This is a genomic window from Ensifer sp. MJa1 (genome assembly GCF_037026475.1).
Taxonomy (GTDB): Bacteria; Pseudomonadota; Alphaproteobacteria; order Rhizobiales; family Rhizobiaceae; genus Ensifer.
The window spans coordinates 159,245-174,522 of record NZ_JAKUMO010000006.1 but is presented as its reverse complement, the minus strand read 5'-3'; the positions used below and the strand labels follow the sequence as shown (position 1 = coordinate 174,522).

General features: G+C 62.1%; 15 protein-coding genes and 1 pseudogene. 10 read left to right on the top strand and 6 right to left on the bottom strand.

Annotation, left to right across the window (positions count from 1 at the left end):
* The first annotated feature begins 45 nt into the window (after positions 1 to 45).
* The 7 genes from MKZ91_RS10805 to MKZ91_RS10775 all read left to right on the top strand — a co-directional run bounded on the left by MKZ91_RS10805 (position 46) and on the right by MKZ91_RS10775 (position 8,613).
* Positions 46 to 936 carry a LysR family transcriptional regulator gene (locus MKZ91_RS10805; protein ID WP_336170844.1) on the top strand — a complete coding sequence of 297 codons (891 nt, stop codon included), beginning with the start codon at positions 46 to 48 and terminating at the stop codon, positions 934 to 936.
* A 136-nt stretch (positions 937 to 1,072) separates the two neighbouring features.
* Complete coding sequence (locus MKZ91_RS10800) at positions 1,073 to 2,101, top strand: LacI family DNA-binding transcriptional regulator (protein ID WP_336170842.1); 1,029 nt, start codon at positions 1,073 to 1,075, stop codon at positions 2,099 to 2,101.
* A gap of 111 nt (positions 2,102 to 2,212) precedes the next feature.
* Complete coding sequence (locus tag MKZ91_RS10795; protein ID WP_336170840.1) at positions 2,213 to 3,481, top strand: ABC transporter substrate-binding protein; 1,269 nt, start codon at positions 2,213 to 2,215, stop codon at positions 3,479 to 3,481.
* A 77-nt stretch (positions 3,482 to 3,558) separates the two neighbouring features.
* A complete protein-coding gene (locus MKZ91_RS10790; protein ID WP_336170838.1) occupies positions 3,559 to 4,458 on the top strand; it encodes a carbohydrate ABC transporter permease in 900 nt (299 codons plus the stop codon).
* Positions 4,455 to 5,276: a carbohydrate ABC transporter permease gene (locus tag MKZ91_RS10785; RefSeq protein WP_336170836.1), complete on the top strand. Its 822-nt coding sequence runs from the start codon at positions 4,455 to 4,457 to the stop codon at positions 5,274 to 5,276. The genes MKZ91_RS10790 and MKZ91_RS10785 overlap by 4 nt, the downstream gene beginning before the upstream one ends.
* A gap of 8 nt (positions 5,277 to 5,284) precedes the next feature.
* Positions 5,285 to 7,549 carry a glycoside hydrolase family 2 protein gene (locus MKZ91_RS10780; RefSeq protein ID WP_336170834.1) on the top strand — a complete coding sequence of 755 codons (2,265 nt, stop codon included), beginning with the start codon at positions 5,285 to 5,287 and terminating at the stop codon, positions 7,547 to 7,549.
* Positions 7,546 to 8,613, top strand: a complete 1,068-nt coding sequence (locus MKZ91_RS10775) for an ABC transporter ATP-binding protein (RefSeq protein ID WP_336170833.1) — start codon at positions 7,546 to 7,548, stop codon at positions 8,611 to 8,613. The genes MKZ91_RS10780 and MKZ91_RS10775 overlap by 4 nt, the downstream gene beginning before the upstream one ends.
* 62 nt (positions 8,614 to 8,675) lie before the next feature.
* On the opposite strand, the gene MKZ91_RS10770 is transcribed toward MKZ91_RS10775, so the two are convergent.
* From MKZ91_RS10770 to queC, 5 genes are all read right to left on the bottom strand, one after another.
* Positions 8,676 to 9,527 (bottom strand): alpha/beta fold hydrolase, encoded by an 852-nt coding sequence (locus MKZ91_RS10770; protein WP_336170832.1) that lies wholly within the window; start codon positions 9,525 to 9,527, stop codon positions 8,676 to 8,678.
* A gap of 150 nt (positions 9,528 to 9,677) precedes the next feature.
* Complete coding sequence (locus MKZ91_RS10765; RefSeq protein ID WP_336170831.1) at positions 9,678 to 10,028, bottom strand: DUF488 domain-containing protein; 351 nt, start codon at positions 10,026 to 10,028, stop codon at positions 9,678 to 9,680.
* Positions 10,029 to 10,122: 94 nt separating this feature from the next.
* A complete protein-coding gene (queE, locus tag MKZ91_RS10760) occupies positions 10,123 to 10,860 on the bottom strand; it encodes a 7-carboxy-7-deazaguanine synthase QueE (RefSeq protein WP_336170830.1) in 738 nt (245 codons plus the stop codon).
* Positions 10,857 to 11,213, bottom strand: a complete 357-nt coding sequence (gene queD / locus MKZ91_RS10755; protein WP_336170829.1) for a 6-carboxytetrahydropterin synthase QueD — start codon at positions 11,211 to 11,213, stop codon at positions 10,857 to 10,859. The genes queE and queD overlap by 4 nt, the downstream gene beginning before the upstream one ends.
* A complete protein-coding gene (gene queC / locus MKZ91_RS10750; protein WP_336170827.1) occupies positions 11,213 to 11,923 on the bottom strand; it encodes a 7-cyano-7-deazaguanine synthase QueC in 711 nt (236 codons plus the stop codon). Before queC ends, queD begins: the two co-directional genes overlap by 1 nt.
* A 233-nt stretch (positions 11,924 to 12,156) precedes the next feature.
* Here queC and MKZ91_RS10745 point away from each other — a divergent pair.
* A pseudogene (locus tag MKZ91_RS10745) lies at positions 12,157 to 12,872 on the top strand (DUF6065 family protein).
* Positions 12,873 to 12,994: 122 nt separating this feature from the next.
* On the opposite strand, the gene MKZ91_RS10740 reads toward MKZ91_RS10745, so the two are convergent.
* On the bottom strand, positions 12,995 to 13,333 hold the full coding sequence (locus tag MKZ91_RS10740; RefSeq protein ID WP_336170826.1) for a hypothetical protein: 339 nt from the start codon (positions 13,331 to 13,333) through the stop codon (positions 12,995 to 12,997).
* Positions 13,334 to 13,603: 270 nt separating this feature from the next.
* Between MKZ91_RS10740 and MKZ91_RS10735 the strand changes: the two genes are divergently transcribed.
* On the top strand, positions 13,604 to 14,491 hold the full coding sequence (locus tag MKZ91_RS10735) for an amino acid ABC transporter permease (RefSeq protein WP_442892246.1): 888 nt from the start codon (positions 13,604 to 13,606) through the stop codon (positions 14,489 to 14,491).
* On the top strand, positions 14,488 to 15,252 hold the full coding sequence (locus MKZ91_RS10730; RefSeq protein ID WP_336170822.1) for an amino acid ABC transporter ATP-binding protein: 765 nt from the start codon (positions 14,488 to 14,490) through the stop codon (positions 15,250 to 15,252). Before MKZ91_RS10735 ends, MKZ91_RS10730 begins: the two co-directional genes overlap by 4 nt.
* Positions 15,253 to 15,278 lie beyond the last annotated feature (26 nt).

The following is a 15,278-nucleotide window of genomic DNA, read 5'->3' as shown; positions in this document are numbered from 1 at the left end:
ATAATGAACGCTAATAATTGTGATGCCTTCATAAAGGATCGTTATATGCATGACCTGGATATCGGCCTGCTGCGCGCCTTCGTCGTGACCGCCGAATGCGGCAGCGTCAGTGGCGCTGCCCAACGGCTTGCGCGCACCCAGGCGGCCGTCAGCATGCAGTTGCGTCGGCTCGAGGATGATCTTGGCGCTAGGCTTTTGAACCGCAGCACCAAAGGCATGGACCTGACAGAGGCCGGTCACGTGCTGCTTCCCTATGCCCAGAAGATGCTGGGCTTGAGCGCCGGCGCGCGGCGGGCTCTCGCCGGTCAGGCAGTAGAGGGCCCGATCCGCTTCGGCATGATCGAAGACATCGCCGTGGGCTCGCTGCCGAAGGCGCTGCAACGTTTTGCCGAATGCCATCCTGGCATCGCGCTCGAACTTACCGTCACCGAAAGCACCGTGCTGTCGGAGAAATTGTCGCTCGGCCAACTCGACGTCGCCATCGGCGACCCGGCTCTGATCCACGGACGGCCGCTGCTGACCTGGCGCCTGCCTCTTCGCTGGGTCGCCGCGCGCGGCTTCGTGCTGCCGGACGAAGGCCCTCTGCCGCTCGTCACCTTCGACGGTGTGTGCACCTGGCGCCAGAAGATGATCGAGGTGCTTGCCAGCGGCGACCGCCCCTGGCGAACCGTGCTGACGAGCGCCAGCCTTGCTTCGATCCAGTCGATGATCGAAGCCGGTCTCGGCATTGCCGTTCTCTTGGATCTCAACATCCGCCCGAACACGATGCGGACGCTTGGCATTCAGGATGGGCTGCCGCCCGCGCCGGTGATCGAGCTCGGCCTCTTTACGGCCGACCGTGAGGGCCTATCATCCCGGCCGGTGTCGGCGCTCTGGGAATACCTCGCAGACGAACTCAAGGCCGAGGCCGTCGATAGCGGCCGATCCGCGGCTTGAACCCGACCATCCGCTTCCTGTCGGCGTCTGCCAACGAATTGCACGTCCAGCGATTGAAAAATTCAAGGCAAAATTTTACTAAATAAAGATTGCACCGCGCCCAAATCGGGGCGGGGCGGCACGCAGGACGTTGAACATGGTCACAATCAAGGAAATCGCCTCGGCTGTCGGGGTCTCGTCGGCAACCGTGTCGCGGGTACTGAATTACGATCCGACGCTGTCGATCTCCACGAAGAAACGCCAGGCGATCATCGAGACGGCCGAGGCGCTGAATTATGCGACGCCCCGCAACCGCGGTCGCGGCGCCGGCCCCCTGCAGGGCCTGAAGTTCGCCCTTGTCCACTTCCTGCAGCCGGCCCAGGAACTGATCGACCCCTATTATGTCGGCGTGCGCCTCGGCATCGAAAACCGCTGTCAAGCGCTGAAGATCGAGGTGGTCAAAGTCTTCCACAACGGCAACCTGCCGGAGGCTGGGATCCTGCAGGGCGCCAATGGCGTCGTCGCCGTCGGCCACCACTATGGCGAGGAGGTTCATTGGCTGCGTCGCCACAGCCGTCATCTGGTGTTCGCGGATTTTGCCCCGGATGACGACATCGACGACAGCGTGATGAGTGACGTCTCCGTGGCGATGAACCGTTTGCTGCAAGGGGTTTACGACAGGGGCTACCGCCGCATCGGCTTCCTTGGCTGGATCGATGCCTTCCGCGACAAGGACGATATTCATTCCGAGCGCCGCTGCCGCGCCTTCATCCGCTTCATGACCAAGGCCGGGCTCTTTGATCCGGAACTCTGCATGGTCGAGAAGTTGACGCCCGACAGCGGCTACACGCTGGCAAAAGCCATGCTGTCGAAGCCAAACCCGCCCGAGATCCTGGTCACCTGCAACGACAACATGGCGATCGGTGCCTACAGGGCCATTCACGAGATGGGTTTGAGAATCCCCGAGGATGTTGCCGTCGCAAGCTTCAACGACATTCCCGTCGCCCAGTTTCTCGGTCCACCTCTTTCCACCGTCAAGATACCGGCCGAGGTAATTGGTGAGACCGCCGTCGACCTGCTGGTCGAGCGTCTCTCAGGGCGCGATGTGGCCAAGAAGGTGCTGCTTGGAACCGAGATCATCTGGCGCGGCAGCACGGCTGCCGAGAGGGCAAATCTCCAGCAGTGAAAAACCTGTAGTAAAAATTTACTGAAATATTGCCTTCTCCAGATTTTTGCGAAATACTCCCGGCCGAGACGAAGAGGAACGTCTCGGGGAACGGATTCCAGGGAGGAACCAATGAACGTGCGTAACTATCTGCCGCGTTTCGCCGGCATCGCGCTTGCAGGCGCAAGCCTCATGGCCGTCACGGCGGCTGAGGCCAAGGAAATCACCGTCTGGTGCTGGGATCCGAACTTCAACGTTGCAATCATGAAGGAAGCCGGCGCGCGCTATACGAAGACGCACCCGGATGTCACCTTCAACATCGTCGACTTCGCCAAGGCCGACGTCGAGCAGAAGCTGCAGACCGGCCTCTCCTCCGGCACGGCCGATGCACTGCCCGACATTGTGTTGATCGAAGATTACGGCGCACAGAAATACCTCCAGTCCTTCCCGGGCGCCTTTGCGCCGCTTTCCGGCACCGTCGATTATTCCGGCTTTGCTCCCTACAAGGTCGAGCTGATGACGCTGGAAGGGCAGGTCTATGGCATGCCGTTCGATTCCGGCGTCACCGGCCTCTATTATCGCAAGGACTATCTGGAGCAGGCCGGCTTCAAGCCCGAGGACATGCAGGGCATCACCTGGGACCGGTTCATCGAGATCGGCCGCCAAGTGGAGGCCAAGACCGGCAAGAAGATGATGGGCATTGACCCGACCGATGCCGGGCTCGTCCGCATCATCATGCAATCGGCCGGACAATGGTACTTCGACGAGGAAGGCAAGCCCAACATCACCGGCAACGCCGCGCTGAAGGCGTCGCTGGAGACGATCAACAAGATCATGACGGCCAACATCTACAAGCCGGCCGCCGGCTGGTCCGACTGGGTTGGCACCTTCACGTCCGGCGACGTGGCAAGCGTGATCACCGGCGTCTGGATCACCGGCACGGTCAAGGCGCAGCCGGATCAATCGGGCAAGTGGGGCGTGGCGCCGATCCCGGCACTCTCGATCGACGGCGCGACGCACGCTTCGAACCTCGGCGGCTCGAGCTGGTACGTGCTTGAAAGTTCGGCTGAAAAGGCCGAGGCGATCGATTTCCTCAACGAAGTCTACGCCAAGGACGTCGATTTCTACCAGACGATCCTCACGGACCGTGGCGCCGTCGGCTCTCTGCTCGCGGCCCGCGGCGGAGCTGCCTATGGCGAGGCCGATGCCTTCTTCGGCGGCGAGAAGGTCTGGCAGAACTTCTCCGACTGGCTGGCGAAGGTTCCTTCGGTCAACTACGGCGTCTTCACCAACGAGGCGGACACCGCCGTCACCGCGCAACTGCCGGCCCTGACGCAAGGAACTCCGGTTGACGAGGTGCTGAAGGCGATCGACGCCGAAGTCAGCGCCCAGATCCAGTAATCGCTCCCGCGACTGACCGCACCTGGCCGTGGCGACAAAGCCACGGCCAACGGCACCTGCTACCCATGAGGATGATGATGGCTCTCGCGCGCCGCGGCGGCATCGGCCGATACTACAACGTCAATGGCTGGCTCTTCGTCGCGCCGGCGCTCGGGTTGATCGCGCTGTTCATGGTCTACCCGATCCTCTGGTCGCTTTGGATGTCGTTCCAGTCTGGCCGCGGGATGATGCTGAAGTTCGCTGGCTTTTCCAACATCGTCCGTCTGTGGAACGACCCGGTCTTCATCAAGGCACTGACGAACACGCTGACCTACTTCGTCGTGCAGGTGCCGATCATGATCCTTTTGGCGCTGATCCTGGCGTCACTGCTCAACAATCCGAAGCTCGTCGGCCGCGGCTTTTTCCGCACCGCCATCTTCCTGCCCTGCGTCACCTCGCTCGTCGCCTATTCGGTTCTGTTCAAAGGCATGTTTGCCCATGACGGCGTCGTCAACGCGACGCTCGAAGCCATCGGCATTATCGGCGAGCCGATCCCTTGGCTGACGCATCCGTTCTGGGCGAAGGTTCTCGTCATCCTCGCCATCACCTGGCGCTGGACCGGCTACAACATGATCTTTTACCTCGCGGCGATGCAGAACATCGACAAGTCGATCTACGAGGTGGCGCGCATCGACGGCGTTCCCGCCTGGGCCCGCTTCACCCACATCACCATTCCGTTGTTGAAGCCCGTCATCCTGTTCACGACGGTCATTTCGACGATCGGCACCATCCAGCTCTTCGACGAGGTCTACAACCTCACCGAAGGCAAGGGCGGACCGTCGAACGCGACGCTGACACTGTCGCTCTACATCTACAACCTGACCTTCCGCTTCATGCCGAACTTCGGCTACGCGGCGACGGTCTCCTACGTCATCGTCGTGCTCGTCGCCTTGCTCGCCTGCCTGCAATTCTTCGCAGCCCGGGAGCGCGACCGATGAACACGACATTCACACGCATCGCGGCCACCACCTTCACCTACGGCTTCGTCGGGCTGATGGCCTTTCTGTCGATCTTTCCCTTCGTCTGGATGCTGCTCGGCGCCACCAATTCGTCGATCGACATCATCAAGGGCAAGATGATGCCCGGCGGCGCGCTCGCCACCAACATCAGCGCTTTCTTCACCCAGGTAAATGCGCCGCTGATCTTCTGGAACTCGGCCAAGATCGCCATTCTGGCGACGGTGCTCACCCTCGCCGTCTCGTCGCTTGCCGGCTACGGCTTTGAGATGTTCCGCTCGCGCCACCGCGACCGGATCTACAGCGCTCTTCTGTTGACGATGATGATCCCGTTTGCGGCGCTGATGATCCCGCTGTTCATCATGATGGGAAAGGCCGGCCTCATCAACACGCACTTAGCGGTGGTGCTGCCGACGATCGGCTCGGCCTTCATCGTCTTTTATTTCCGCCAGACCACCAAGGCCTTCCCATCGGAGCTTCGCGATGCCGCCAAGGTCGACGGGCTGAAGGAATGGCAGATCTTCCTGTTCATCTATGTGCCGGTGATGCGCTCGACCTATGCGGCCGCTTTCATCATCGTCTTCATGACCGCCTGGAACAACTACCTCTGGCCGCTGATCGTGCTGCAGTCGAACGAGCAGAAAACGATCACGCTCGTCATCTCCTCGCTCGCCTCGGCCTACTACCCCGACTACGGCGTCGTCATGGTCGGCACCATCCTCGCGACGCTTCCGACCCTCGCGGTCTTCTTCTTCATGCAACGCCAGTTCGTCCAGGGAATGCTGGGCTCAGTCAAATAGGAATGATCATGCGTTCTGTTACCTCTTTCAATGACAGCTGGGTCTTCTCCGAAGGCTTCGAAGCCGCCAATGCCGGCCGGATGCAGCCGGGCAAGGCCGTCAGCCTGCCGCACAATGCCGTCGAACTGCCGTTCAACTATTTCGACGAGACCAGCTATCAACGGGCCTTCACCTACCAGAAGGTGCTTGCCTGGCGCCGCGAGTTCCACGGTCGCGAGGTCTCGCTCGTCTTTGATGCCGCCATGGCCGATGCCGTCGTCTACCTCAACGGCGAGGAAGTCATCGCGCACAAGGACGGCTACACCCCCTTTGAAGCGCGGCTGACGGACAAGCTGCGCGAAGGCGACAACGTGGTCACCGTCAAGATCGACGGCAGCGAGAACCCGGAAATCCCGCCTTTCGGCGGCCGCATCGACTACCTGACCTATGCCGGCATCTATCGCGACGTCTGGCTGAAGATCACCGACACAGTCTCGATCGCCAATCTCAAGTTCGAGACCCGCGATACGCTCAGCGATGCCAAGTCCGTCTCGATCCGCTGCGATCTCGCCAACCCGCAAGGCCTCGCCTTTGCCGGCGCGATCACAGCCCTCCTCAAGGACGCCAGCGGCAAGGTGCTGGCGGAAGTAACCGGCGAAACACGTGGCGAGAGCGTCACGCTGCAGATGACCGGCCTCACCGGGCTTTCGCTCTGGGACATCGACAGCCCGGTTCTCTATGAGATCGAAACACAACTGCGCAGCGATCGCGGCAGCGACCGCCTGTCGTCGTGCTTCGGCTTCCGCACGGCTGAATTCACCACGGACGGTTTCAAGCTCAACGGGCGGCCGCTGAAGATCCGCGGCCTTAACCGCCACCAGGCCTTCCCCTATGTCGGCTATGCCATGGGCCAGACGGCGCAGGAACGCGACGCGGAAATCCTCAAGCACACGCTGCATTGCAACCTCGTGCGCACCTCGCACTATCCGCAATCCAAGTGGTTTATCGAGCATTGCGACCGCATCGGCCTGCTGGTCTTTGAAGAAATCCCCGGCTGGCAGCATATCGGTGGCGAGGCCTGGAAGCAGGAGGCGATCGAGAACGTCCGCCGCATGATCGGGCGCGACTGGAACCATCCCTCGATCATCATCTGGGGCGTGCGCATCAACGAGTCGCAGGATTCGCACGATTTCTACGCCGAAACCAACCGGCTGGCGCGCGAGCTCGACCCGACACGCCAGACCGGCGGCGTGCGCTACATCACCGACAGCGAGCTTCTCGAAGACGTCTACACGATGAACGACTTCATCCTCGGCAACGAGGAATTGCCGGGCGCAAACCGCCCGCGCACGGCGCTGAGGCCCCAGCAGGAATGCACCGGGCTCAAGCGCAAGGTGCCCTACATGATCACCGAATTCGGCGGCCACATGTATCCGACGAAGATCTACGACCAGGAACAGCGCCAGGCTGAGCACGTGCGCCGGCATCTGGAGGTGCTGAACGCGGCCTATGGCGATGACAGCATTTGCGGCGCCGTCGGCTGGTGCATGTTCGACTACAACACCCACAAGGACTTCGGCTCCGGCGACCGGATCTGCTATCACGGCGTCATGGACATGTTCCGCCAGCCAAAATTCGCAGCCTATGTCTATGCCAGCCAGTGCGCGCCCTCGGAGGAGGTGGTGATGAAGCCGGTGACCTTCTGGGCGCGTGGCGAGCGCAATATCGGTGGCGTGCTGCCGCTGATCGTGCTGACCAATTGCGACGAGGTCGAGCTGAAATACGGTTCGCTCGTCAAGCGCGTCAGCCCAGATCGCCAGAACTTCCCGCACCTGCCGCATCCGCCCGTCGTCATCGACCATCGCCATTTCACCAAGGACGAGCTCGGGGTCTGGGGCATGAAGTGGGAGGATGCAGAGTTCACCGGCTTTATCGACGGCAAACCTGTGGCAAGCCTTCACATGGTCGCCGATCCCGTGCCGACGACGCTCGACGTTGTCGCCGACAACACGACGCTTAAGTCCGAGGGCCGCGACAGCGTGCGGGTGATCGTGCGCGCCCTCGATCAGGCCGGCAATGTCCTGCCGTTCCTCAACGATGCGGTCGACGTCACGGTCACTGGCCCGGCCCGGCTGCTCGGGCCCGAGCGCCTCGTCTTCCAGGGCGGCTCGACCGGTTTCTGGCTGGAATCGACAGGGACTGCCGGCGGCATCGCGGTCACGGTCACTTCGACGCGGCTTGGTACCGTGCGGCTGGAGCTTTCAGCGAAGTCGCAGGAGGCAGCCGCTGCATGAGCGAACTGCAACTCAGCGACGTCAGAAAATCCTATGGCAACTTCGAGGTCATCAAGGGTGTCGACCTCGACATCAAGTCCGGCGAGTTCGTCGTCTTCGTCGGCCCTTCGGGCTGCGGTAAGTCGACCCTGCTTCGGATGATCGCCGGTCTCGAAGAGATCACGTCAGGTGACCTGACGATCGACGGCGAGCGCATGAACGATGTCGATCCGTCGAAGCGCGGAATCGCCATGGTCTTCCAGTCCTATGCGCTCTATCCGCATATGACGGTCCGGGAGAACATGGGCTTTGCGTTGCGCTTTGCCGGCGTGCCGAAGGCGGAGATCGAACAACGGGTCGGCGAGGCAGCAGCGATCCTCGAGCTTGGACCGCTGCTAGACCGCAAGCCGAAGCAGCTTTCCGGCGGCCAGCGCCAGCGCGTGGCGATCGGCCGCGCGATCGTCCGCCATCCGAAGATCTTTCTCTTCGACGAGCCCCTGTCCAATCTCGATGCGGAACTTCGGGTCCATATGCGCATCGAGATCGCCAGGCTGCACAAGAAGCTGGCGACGACGATCATCTACGTCACCCATGATCAGGTCGAGGCGATGACACTTGCCGACAAGATCGTGGTCATGCGCGGCGGCGTGGTCGAGCAGGTCGGCTCGCCGCTCGACCTTTACGATAACCCCGCCAATCTCTTCGTCGCGGGCTTCATCGGCTCACCGAAGATGAATTTTCTCAAAGGGATCGTCGAGGCCGACGGAACCGAGGTCCGCCTGCCCGATTTCGGCAACGCGATCATTCCGGTCAGGGTCAAGGAGGCAAAGCCGGGGAGCGCGGTTACAATCGGCATTCGCCCCGAGCATTTTGGCGACAGTGGTTCGGCAAGCCTCGACCTGACGATCGACATGCTGGAGCATCTCGGCGGCGAAACCTTCGCCTATGCAAGGCACGGCAATGGCGAACTGGTCATCATCGAAACGAAGAACGGCCGCGACCTGAAATCGGGAGACGGCATCTCGGCCCGTTTCGATCCCGCAGCCGCTCTGGTGTTCGACGCCGATGGCCGGCGCCTGCGCTAAATCCGTTTCCGGGAAGAACAAAAGGACGGCGCCATCCGCAAGGTGGCGCCGTCCGACTTTGATTACGGGAACATGCCCTTCGGCGCCTCGCCCTTCAGGAAGGGCTCCATGAACGCCTGCAGCAGTTCCGGCTGATTGATGACGGCGGTGTGCGACGTCGCCGGCAGGATGGCGAGACGCGATGCCGAAAGCGGCTTGCCCATGTCGCCCATCGCGCCGCCACCGAGCAGGCGGAAAAGCGCAACGTTGTGTTCGAGCGTCGCCACATCAGCGTCACCAGCAATGATCAGCACCGGCACCTTCAGCATCTTGACGTCGGCCTCCCAGGCCATCGGCTCCTTTTCGAGCTGGATCAGCTTGCGTGCCAGTTCCGGAAAGCCGTTGGGATCGACGGCAAGCTTGCGATAGTCCTCGGCAAAGGGCAGGCCGACGAGCATCTCGACCGTCATCTGCGGGATGAACGCCTTGAATTCCGGCTGCCAGCCCTCGGCATCATAGGCAACCGATGCGGCGGCGAGCTTGTTCACCTTCTCCGGATGGCGGATTGCGAGTTGCAGGCCGGCGGCAGCGCCCATCGAATAGCCGAAGACATCGGCCTTCTCCAACTTCACCGCATCCATGAAGGCGGCGACGTCGTCCGCAAGGTTCGGGTAGGTGATCGGCCGGTCGATGTCGTTGGTCCGGCCATGCCCCTGCAGTTCGACGGCATAGACCTTGTGGGTCTCGGCCAACTTCGGAATGATCGCACCCATCGACGGTATGTTCATGTAGGCGCCGTGCAGCACGACCAGCGGCTCGCCCTCGCCCGAGACCTCGTAGTACATCTTCATGCCGTTGACTTCGACGGTCTCTGCCTCGGCAAATGCAGTGGCGGACATCAGCAGAGCGCCAGCGATCAAAGCGGTACGAAACATTCTCAATCTCCTTGTTGTCGGGGCGGCCCAGACCGCCTTCGAGATTAAGACGTGCGAGGATTTATCATTCCGACATCGACCACAAAGAAATTTTCGCGCTTTCATTGTGGAACCGCGAAAGCACGTCGCAAAGCGATGCGTCAGCCGTCGCTACAGGCACTTCAGCATGTAGCTCTTGAGCAGTTCTGCGTGGTTTTGCGTCTCGTCCTTGACGCTAAAGAGCAAGGTGACGGGACCTTCCTCCAAGCGCTGCCGCAGTTGCTCAACTGCGGCAGGGTTGCCGTCGAGTTCGGCGAGATAGCGCGCGCGGAATTCCTCCCAGCCTCCCTCACCCGCATGAAACCACCGGCGCAGTTCCGTCGTCGGCGCGATCTCCTTCAACCAAAGATCGACTGCGGCATCGGCCTTGGTGAGCCCGCGCGGCCACAGGCGATCGACCAGGATGCGCATCCCGTCGCCGTCCGCCTTTGGCTCATAGACACGTTTGGTCTTCAGCTGCATGACGCCCCTCGCCCGGTCACATTGCCTGGACCATAGCCGTCCGCGCTTACCCGACCAAGCCCGGAGATTGCGGCCGGCAACAGAAGTGCGGTCTCTATACCCCGCGCCGGTTGCCCCAGAGCAATACATGCAACTGCGGCAGCACGCGCGCCTCGAACCAGCGATCCTCCGTCACCTTGCCCACGAGCCAGAGCATGCGGTCGATGATGCCGTCGATGTCGACCGTGGCATCGTCATCATCGGGCGGTGGTGGTATGTGGTTGCCCGGCTGCAGGTAGAGCGGCAAAGCGGGGTAGCGCGCCGCGGCGTCACGGGCATAGGCATAGTCACGCTCGTCGAAGACGACGATCTTCAGGGCGATCTCGGGGCCGCCCGCCGCCATACGCAGACAGTCGTCGAAAGCCTGCCAGTCAGTCTCCATGCCGCTCGATGGTGGCTTCGGGCTCAGCACCAAAACGTCGAGATCAGCGAACCAGCCTTTGGCTATGCTGCCCTGCGTTTCCAGTGCGAAGCGGTAACCGTCGGCCTTTCCGCGGCCGATCAGCGGTCCCAGCGGCTGGATCGCCGGATTGCCGCCGGACAGCGACACCGTCAGCGCCTTGCCGCCGGAAAGCTTGGCGACCTCCGCCCAGATCTCGTCAACGGACATCGGCAGCCATTGGTCGCGGTATTCGCTGTCGACCGCATGCAGCGTATCGCACCAGGAACATCGGTAATCGCAGCCGCCGGTGCGCACGAACACGGTCGGAAGCCCGATCAGGACGCCTTCGCCCTGGATCGTCGGCCCGAAGATTTCGCTGACACGGATGCGCGTGTCTGCCGGCCCGGTCATGGCCGGTATTCCGCCCAGGTCTTCGGCGTCTCGCTGACACGAACGGCAGATGTTTCCGGCAGCCTCGCCTTGCACCAGTCGTAGAAGTGCTTCGCCAGGCATTCGGCCGTCACCCGGTCGTGGCCGAGAACGTCGTTCAGGTGGCGGTGGTCGAAGCTCTCGTCGATGTAGTGCTTCAGCGGCGAAAGCTCGTGGTAGTCGCGCACGAAGCCATGCTCGTTGAGATCAGTACCCGTCAGCTCGACCTCGACGACGTAGTTGTGGCCGTGCAGCCGCGCGCACTGATGATCCGCCGGCAGGCTTTTGAGCTGGTGCGAGGCGGAAAAATGGAATTCCTTGGTGATCCGGAACATCACTTCACCTCCTCGGCGGCAAAGGCCGACGTCGCCGCCACCCAGAAATCCGGGTCCTCGTAGTCGGTCGGGTCGACAACACCGGCAAGATGGAAGGCTTCGCGCCGCTCGACACAGGTGCCGCAGCGGCCGCAATGGCGCGCACCACCCTTGTAGCAGGACCAGGTCTCTTCGAACGGCGTCTGATGGCTTGCACCGTCCGTGACGATGTCCGCCTTCGAGATCGTCACGTAGGGCGCATAGAGCGACACATTGGCGTAGCCCTCGAGCGCGTGGTTCTGCATCGCCTGGAAGGCGTCGATGAAGCCGGGGCGACAGTCGGGATAGATGAAATGATCGCCGCCGTGCACGGCAACCGCAACGGCGTCCGCTTTCTGGGCCGCTGCGAGCCCGAAGGCAATGGCGAGCATGATGGCGTTGCGGTTCGGGACCACCGTCGCCTTCATCGTTTCCTCGGCATAGTGGCCGTCGGGCACGTCGACATCGTCCGTCAGCGCCGATCCCGTCAGATGCGCGCCAATCGGGCGGATGTCGATGATCTGATGCGGAACGTTGAGCCGCTTGGCGCAAGCGGCGGCAAAGTCCAGTTCCTTGCGGTGCCGCTGCCCGTAGTCGAAAGAGAGCAAGCCAGTGAGTTCGTGCTCGGCTGCGACCTTGTGGGCAAGCGAAATGGAATCCAACCCGCCGGAGCAGATGACAATCGTCTTCATCATAGGTGTCCTTGTTTTGACCGGGTAGGCTGCGACCGGATTACGGGGCGCCTTCTAGGACAAAGCGGCGGTGATGGGAAGCTTTATCTTGGTCCCGCGCGAACCGGGACCGTTTGCCCGCCTCTCGCTCGGCCACGCCTGCAATCGGCGCGGGTGGGACAAATATACGGGGGGTTCCGGGAATAAACTCCGCCGCTCGCCGTTCTTCCAGCATCTGCTCGAGGAGAACGACAATGGTTTTTGCCCTTCTGAACAGGCGGCAACCCGCGATGACCTTTCTCTGCCGCAAGGACGATGAGGCGGTGATCCCGCCGCCGGTGCGCGCCAAGACCGCATTGCCCGACTGGTTTCGCAAACTGCCGGCCATCGATGAGGCCCATCTGTCACAACCAGCAGCGGCATTACGGTCAAGCGCTGCATGCCCTTTCTCGACGCCATGGCGGCCGGCTGGGTCATCGGGCTTGCCGCAACCGTGCGCATGGAAATTTCCGGCAACGGTCGGACGGTCGATTGCGGCTGGGATTTCGACCGCACCATGGTAAGCAACCATGCCAGCCATCAGGTTGCCGGTAACCCACGCGAACCGCTGCCGCCCTGCAAGTTCCACAATTACTGGACCATCCGAACGCCACCGGGCTGGAGCTGCCTGTTCGTGCCGCCGCTCAACCGGCCGAGCGGCATCTTCGAAATCGTCTCCGGGATCGTCGACACCGACACCTATCACTCGGAAATCCACTTTCCCTTCTTCGCCACCGGCGCGGATGGTCTGCATGTGCTTGAGCGCGGCACGCCCATCGCCCAGGTCATTCCGTTCCGCCGCGACACCTGCGATCTCGACGCAGACATTCGTGCCGAGTGCGATCAGGAGCGCGAAGTGCGCAAGACGATCCTGCGCAAGACGCTAGCGTCGGATGGCTGGTACCGGAGGTTCGCCCGCGCACAGCGTTAGATCCGCTTCTCAGTCCGGCCATCTCACGGTCGCTTTGACCGGCAGCGGCGGCGCCTCGGCGCGCGCAGAGTATCCAAGCTATATAATTGAAAATATTTTTGTTTTTCTGGAATAGGCGCCCTTCAGCGACGTTCTTCCATCGCAGTCGCAGAGGCTGCCTCACAAAGGAGAACCGCCATGAAGAAGGCTATCGCAATTCTCAGCGCATTCCTGATGGTCGGCACGGCGGCGCCCGCGCCCGCCGTTGCCGACGACGACCCGGTTTCCCGCCTCCTGCAGAAAATGACGCGCAGCCACAAGGCAAGCCAGGTGCGCCACGACCGCTTTCGACACGACGACGGGTGGAGTTCCAACCGAAGCTCCAACAGTTCGTCGAACAGTTCGCGAAACTCCAGTTCGAACTCGAATTCAAACAGCAGCTCCAATTCATCGAGCAACTCCAGTTCAAACAGCTCGAGCAATTCCAGCTCGAACTCTTCGTCAAACTCCTCTTCGAACTCGTCCTCCGATGAGGATTGACACACAGGTTCATGAATGGGGGTCGCGCTGGCGGCGCGGCCCCTCCGGCCGGGCCGGAATGCACGACCTGCACCCGCACATATGCACAGCTCGAAATATTCGCCGACTGCCCGCTTGACTCGGCATGGGCTCGCCACTATCAAGTTGTAGGCCTAACCCTACAATTGGATGCCATGCACCAGTCTCAGTCACATTCAACGCCGGCGCTGTCCTTGACGGACCTTCCCGGTCCCGATGTCGCCATCCGCCCGCTGAAACACCCCGGACGCTGGATCAGCGGCGGTCTCGTGATCCTGCTCCTCGCCGTGATCGGACGCGCCTTCGCCGTCGGCCAGATCCAGTGGACCGTGGTCGGCGAGTTTCTGACCGCCGGTGTCATCATCACCGGCTTCGGCTGGACGCTGCTGATCTCGGCCTGCGCGCTGGTGCTCGGCGTGCTGCTCGGCTTTGCCTTCGGCATCATGCGGCTCTCGGAAAACCCGATCCTGCGTTTTGCCGCCTGGCTCTATGTCTGGGTGTTCCGCGGCACGCCGGTGCTGCTGCAGCTTCTCATCTGGTTCAACATCGCGCTGGTGTTCCCAAGGCTCTACATCCCCGGCCTCATCGACGCCCGCATGGTCGACGTGGTGACGCCGTTCGTCGCAGCCGTCCTCGGTCTCGGTGTGAACGAGGGATCCTACCTTACGGAAGTCGTGCGCGGCGGCATTTCTTCGGTGGACAAGGGCCAGAAGGAAGCGGCGCACACGCTCGGCATGACGCCCGGCCAGACGATGCGGCGCATCATCCTGCCGCAGACCCTGCGGCTGATCCTGCCCGTGCTCGGCAACAGCGCCATCGGCATGCTGAAGTTCTCTTCGCTTGCCGCCACCATCGCCATGGGCGAGATGCTGAACGCCGCACAGCGCATCTACTTCATCAATGGCGCCGTCATCGAACTCCTGTTCGTCTGCGCCGTCTGGTACCTGGCGGGAACCACGGTTCTCTCCATCGGCCAATACTATCTCGAACGTCATTTCGGCCGCGACGCCGCGACCGCAACCGGCGAACGCCGCTGGTTCAAACCATGGGCGCGGCGTCCGGCCGTCACAGGTGAAGCATGACACTTGCAGTCAAGGCGGTCGGTATCCGCAAGAGTTTTGGCAGCCACGAGGTCCTGAAGGGGCTCGATCTGGAAGTTGCCTATGGCGAGGTGCTCTGCATCCTTGGGCCTTCAGGCAGCGGCAAGAGCACCTTCCTGCGCTGCATCAACCATCTCGAAACGCCGAATGGCGGCTTTGTCTGGGTCGATGGCGCCATCATGGGCTACGAGCTTGCCCGCGGTGCCCTGCAGGAGCTGCCGGTCAAGCGGCTACGCGCCCAGCAGAGCCAGCTCGGCATGGTGTTCCAGCATTTCAATCTGTTCGCGCACCGCACGGTGCTCGGCAATGTCATCGAGGGACCGATGGTGGTGCGCGGCCTCAGCCGCGCGGACGCCGAGGCCCGCGCCATGGGCCTGCTCGAGCAGGTCGGCATGGCCGCCAAGGCGTCCAGCTATCCGTCGCAGCTTTCCGGCGGCCAGAAGCAACGCGTTGCAATTGCCCGGGCGCTCGCCATGGAACCGCGCGTCATGCTCTTCGACGAGCCGACCAGCGCGCTCGACCCGGAGCTCGTGGGCGAAGTGCTGGAAGTGATGCGCACTCTGGCACGCGGCGGCACGACGATGATCGTCGTCACCCACGAAATCGGCTTTGCGCGCGAGGTCGCCGACCGTGTCGTGGTGATGATCGATGGCGAGATCCGTGAAAACGGCGCGCCTCAACAGGTCCTCAGCAACCCCGGCGATCCGCGCGTGCGCACATTTCTCAGCCGGGTGCTTGCCTGATGCAAAGAGTTCAAAAAAGGGAGAAC

What these genes read in the sequence shown, in the direction of transcription:
- queC (WP_336170827.1), bottom strand. Translation starts at nt 11,923, where the DNA reads ATGAAGACGATTGTCATCTGCTCCGGCGGGTTGGATTCCATTTCGCTT.
- MKZ91_RS10805 (WP_336170844.1), top strand. Translation starts at nt 46, where the DNA reads ATGCATGACCTGGATATCGGCCTGCTGCGCGCCTTCGTCGTGACCGCC.
- MKZ91_RS10785 (WP_336170836.1), top strand. Translation starts at nt 4,455, where the DNA reads ATGAACACGACATTCACACGCATCGCGGCCACCACCTTCACCTACGGC.
- MKZ91_RS10730 (WP_336170822.1), top strand. Translation starts at nt 14,488, where the DNA reads ATGACACTTGCAGTCAAGGCGGTCGGTATCCGCAAGAGTTTTGGCAGC.
- MKZ91_RS10775 (WP_336170833.1), top strand. Translation starts at nt 7,546, where the DNA reads ATGAGCGAACTGCAACTCAGCGACGTCAGAAAATCCTATGGCAACTTC.
- MKZ91_RS10800 (WP_336170842.1), top strand. Translation starts at nt 1,073, where the DNA reads ATGGTCACAATCAAGGAAATCGCCTCGGCTGTCGGGGTCTCGTCGGCA.
- MKZ91_RS10795 (WP_336170840.1), top strand. Translation starts at nt 2,213, where the DNA reads ATGAACGTGCGTAACTATCTGCCGCGTTTCGCCGGCATCGCGCTTGCA.
- queE (WP_336170830.1), bottom strand. Translation starts at nt 10,860, where the DNA reads ATGACCGGGCCGGCAGACACGCGCATCCGTGTCAGCGAAATCTTCGGG.
- MKZ91_RS10770 (WP_336170832.1), bottom strand. Translation starts at nt 9,527, where the DNA reads ATGTTTCGTACCGCTTTGATCGCTGGCGCTCTGCTGATGTCCGCCACT.
- queD (WP_336170829.1), bottom strand. Translation starts at nt 11,213, where the DNA reads ATGTTCCGGATCACCAAGGAATTCCATTTTTCCGCCTCGCACCAGCTC.
- MKZ91_RS10790 (WP_336170838.1), top strand. Translation starts at nt 3,559, where the DNA reads ATGGCTCTCGCGCGCCGCGGCGGCATCGGCCGATACTACAACGTCAAT.
- MKZ91_RS10780 (WP_336170834.1), top strand. Translation starts at nt 5,285, where the DNA reads ATGCGTTCTGTTACCTCTTTCAATGACAGCTGGGTCTTCTCCGAAGGC.
- MKZ91_RS10765 (WP_336170831.1), bottom strand. Translation starts at nt 10,028, where the DNA reads ATGCAGCTGAAGACCAAACGTGTCTATGAGCCAAAGGCGGACGGCGAC.